Raw genomic sequence first — 3,637 nt, 5'->3', positions numbered from 1 at the left:
CGCGAATCAGCTCTTGTCGTACGAGAACTGGATGCCCGCGGTGCCGCCGGTCTGGATGAACAGGTCGATGAACGCGGGGACGGTTGCGCTGCGCGCCCAGTCGCGCTGCAGTTCGCAGAACAACTGCGCGACGCTGATCATCTGGCCGCCGGCCTGCTCGATGCGGCGCAGCGCGGCTTCGTGCGCGGCCACCGACGTGCCGCCGACCGCGTCGACGACCACGTAGACCTCGTAGCCGGCCTTCAGCGCGTCGAGCGCGGGGAAGGTCAGGCACGCTTCGGTCCACAGCGCGGTCATGATGAGTTTCTTGCGGCCGGTGGCTTCGACGGCCTTGCGGAACTCGACGTCTTCCCACGAGTTGATGCTGGTGCGGTCGTAGGTCGGATAGCCTTCGAGCGCGGCGCGCAGCTGCGGGATCGGCGGCTTGTTCAGGCCGGTCTTCACGTTGACGGTCGAATGGACGATCGGCAGGCCGTACGCGACGGCGGCTTTCGATGCGCCGACGATGTTGTTGATCAGCAGCTGCCGATCCATCGACGCGATGGAGTTCACCTGGACCGGCTGGTAGTCGATGACGATGAACGCCGCGTTCTGCGGGGTGAGCAGGTGGTCGTTCGCGGGATCGCGAATCGGTTCGCTTGCCATGGTTGCCTCCAGAGACAGAGCAGAAAGTGAGAGAAATCCCGAGGATCCAGGTTGGCGCCGGCCGCGCTGTCGGGATCGTCGTCGCGGCGGTGCGCCCGCGCTGTCGCACACGTCCGGCCGCGACGGCGCGGCGGGCGAGTGCGTCAGGCTCGGTCGAACGATGCGATGCGCGACGCGCCCGTGCCGACTGTTTCCGGGCCGCCGCGACCCAATCGGTCCACGTCGAAGAAAGATGCTATTCGCACGACAACCGGCTTTCCAGCCCCGTAGAATGCCGTCAGTGTTCTATGGATGGAACAATCATGGATGACCTGAACGACCTCTACTATTTCGTGAAGGTGGTCGAGCACGGCGGATTCACGCAGGCGGGGCGCGCGCTGGATGTGCCGAAATCGACGCTGAGCCGGCGCATCGCCGCACTCGAAGCGAAATACGACGTGCGGCTGCTGCAGCGGACGACGCGTCAGTTCGCGGTCACGGAAACCGGCCGCGAATTCCACGAGCGCTGTCTCGCGGTGCTCGTCGAAGCCGATGCGGCGCGCGAGGTGATCGAGCGCCAGCACGCGGCGCCGCGCGGCGTCGTGCGCGTGAGCTGCCCGACCGCGCTGCTCGAATATCGCGTGAGCGAACTCATCGCGCGTTTCATGGCGATACATCCGCAGGTGCACGTGCATCTCGAAGCGACCAACCGTCGCGTCGACCTGCTGAGCGAAGGCTTCGACCTCGCGCTGCGCGTGCGCTTTCCGCCGCTGGAAGACAGCGATCTGGTGATGCGCATTCTCGGCGACAGCCCGCAGCGGCTGGTGGCCGCGCCGCAATGGCTGGCGCGGCGCGGGGCGCCGCTGACGGATCCGGCCGGCCTGGCGGGCGAGCCGAGCCTCGACTGGGGGCCGGCGCGGCATCACGTGTGGCAACTGGTCGGGCCGAACGGCGAGCACACGCAACTGCGCCACCAGCCGCGCTACATCTCCGACGACATGCATGCGCTGCGCGACGCGGCGATTCACGGCGTCGGCATCGTGCAGCTGCCGTGCATGGTGATCGACGACGACCTGCGCGACGGCACGCTGATCGACGTGCTGCCGGGATGGGCGCCGAAGGGCGGCGTGGTTCACGCGGTGTTTCCGTCGCGGCGCGGGCTGCTGCCGCGCGTTCGGATGCTGATCGACTTCCTCGCCGAGCACATCCGCAAGGATTGACGGCGGCGGCGCGGGCCGCTGCCTTTAGTGCGTTTAAATACCTTTCAATGGGTTCGCCGCCGCCCGTCAGCCCGCTCAGTGGTGCTTGCGGATCTGCACCTGCACCTTCCCGTCGCGGATCGGCATCACGTCCGGGCTGTCGTCGCCGACTTCGGTCGCGATCAGGTCGTTCAGGCGGCCGTTCATCGCGAGCAGCAGCTCGCCGTGGCGCTTCCGGTCCATCGCGAGATTGCGCATCTCGCCCGGGTCGTTCGCGACGTCGAACAGCTCGACGTCGTTGTGCGCGAACAGATCCTCGAGCGTCGTCGGCCGGTTGAATTCGAGCGGCGAGAAATAGCGCGTGAACCGGTAGCGGCCGTCGTACACGCTGCGGATCGTGCCGCGCAGCCGGAAATCCGGCTGCTGCGCGAGCGCGCGGCGCAGCAGCTCGTCTTCGGGCACGCCGCGTTGCCGCAGCGTGGTCAATTCCTTGAGCATCCACTCGCTGTCGTAGTAGAGCAGCATCGCGTAGTTGAACAGCGTGGCGTCGCGCGCCGCGTGCAGCTTCGCGTCGGCCGGCTTCGCGAGCCAGCGCGCGAGGTCGTGGCCCTTGAGCGCGTCGCCGCGGATCGACGCGGCGCGCGTGTCGTCGATGCCGGTCAGCCCGAGCAAGGTCGGCGCGATGTCGATGTGCGACGTCAGCGCATCGCATTGCATGCCGCCCGGATACGCGGGATGGCGGATCACGAGCGGCACGTGGTTCTGCGGCTGATACGCGGCCGCACCCTTGCCGACGAGCTGGTGCGCGCCGACGTGATCGCCGTGATCGGCCGTCATCACGACGATCGTGCGCTCGTCGAGGCCGAGCGACTGCAGCGACTGCAGCAGGCGCACGACGTTCGTGTCGCAGTCGCGGATGCAGTTGAAGTAGTTGTCCTGATAGATGCGCAGGCGCTCGTCGGTGAACGGGTAGCGCCCGACGAGGTTCGCGTGCGCGGCATTGAACATCCCGTGCGCGGGCGGCCGGCCGGGCGCGTCGTACGGCTGCCGGCGCGACGCGGCGAGCGGCACGTCGCGCCACGACGTGCGATACAGCGCGTCGTTCGGCGGCGGCGCGTTGCCGAGCAGCGGATGGTTGTCGTCCTGCACCGTCGCGCCGTTCGTGTCGGTGTTCACGAACATCACGTCGTGCGGATTGACCAGATTCACCGCGAGAAACCACGGCTTGCCTTCCTTCGCGAGCCGCGGCGCATGGTCGCGCATCCAGCTCACCGCGGCTTCCGTCGTGATCCCGTCGTACCGGTAGCCGCCGCGCACCATCCCGATCAGGTCGCCCACGCCGAAGTAGTCGTCGAAGCCGTACGCGCGGATCGTGCGGTTGTAGTCGGCCACCGGCGCGGTGTACGGGCTCGCGGTTTCGTGCATCGTCGCGCTCAGGTGCCACTTGCCGAGATACGCGGCGTAGTAGCCGGCGTCGCGCAGCATGTGCCCGACGGTGCGCACGTCGGTCGACATGTCCTTCTGCCAGGGCATGCCGGCGTTGTCGAGTACGCCGGTGTGCTGGATGTGCTGGCCGGTGTAGACGGTCGAGCGCGACGGCGAGCACACGCACGCGGCGATCTGGTGGCGCGTGAACGTGATGCCGTCGCGGCGCAGCGCTTCGCGGCCGGGCGCGGGAAACGGCCAGCGGTCGAAGTGACGTTCCTGGTCGGTCAGGATGAACAGGATGTTGTAGCCGGCGGGCGGCGCGGCCGGTGCGGCTTGCGCGCCGCGAAACGCGGGCGCGGGATCGACGCCGGCCGGAGCGGGCGCCG

3 protein-coding genes are annotated in these 3,637 nt (G+C 68.2%); 1 reads left to right on the top strand and 2 read right to left on the bottom strand.

Going from position 1 to position 3,637, the window contains the following annotated elements:
- Positions 1–6 precede the first annotated feature (6 nt).
- Positions 7–645 (bottom strand): hydrolase, encoded by a 639-nt coding sequence (locus tag O1Q03_RS39755; RefSeq protein ID WP_098549143.1) that lies wholly within the window; start codon positions 643–645, stop codon positions 7–9.
- 302 nt (positions 646–947) lie between these two features.
- Between O1Q03_RS39755 and O1Q03_RS39750 the strand changes: the two genes are divergently transcribed.
- Positions 948–1,844 (top strand): LysR substrate-binding domain-containing protein, encoded by an 897-nt coding sequence (locus O1Q03_RS39750; RefSeq protein WP_269511591.1) that lies wholly within the window; start codon positions 948–950, stop codon positions 1,842–1,844.
- Positions 1,845–1,919: 75 nt separating this feature from the next.
- On the opposite strand, the gene O1Q03_RS39745 is transcribed toward O1Q03_RS39750, so the two are convergent.
- Positions 1,920–3,637: sulfatase-like hydrolase/transferase (locus tag O1Q03_RS39745; RefSeq protein WP_269511589.1), on the bottom strand; the 1,718-nt coding region annotated here is incomplete at its 5' end.

The sequence above is a fragment of the Burkholderia sp. IMCC1007 genome (assembly GCF_027257875.1).
Classification (GTDB): Bacteria; Pseudomonadota; Gammaproteobacteria; order Burkholderiales; family Burkholderiaceae; genus Burkholderia.
Note: the sequence above shows the minus strand (reverse complement) of the source record. Positions and strands in the feature narration are given on the sequence as shown.

What these genes read in the sequence shown, in the direction of transcription:
- O1Q03_RS39755 (WP_098549143.1), bottom strand. Translation starts at nt 645, where the DNA reads ATGGCAAGCGAACCGATTCGCGATCCCGCGAACGACCACCTGCTCACC.
- O1Q03_RS39750 (WP_269511591.1), top strand. Translation starts at nt 948, where the DNA reads ATGGATGACCTGAACGACCTCTACTATTTCGTGAAGGTGGTCGAGCAC.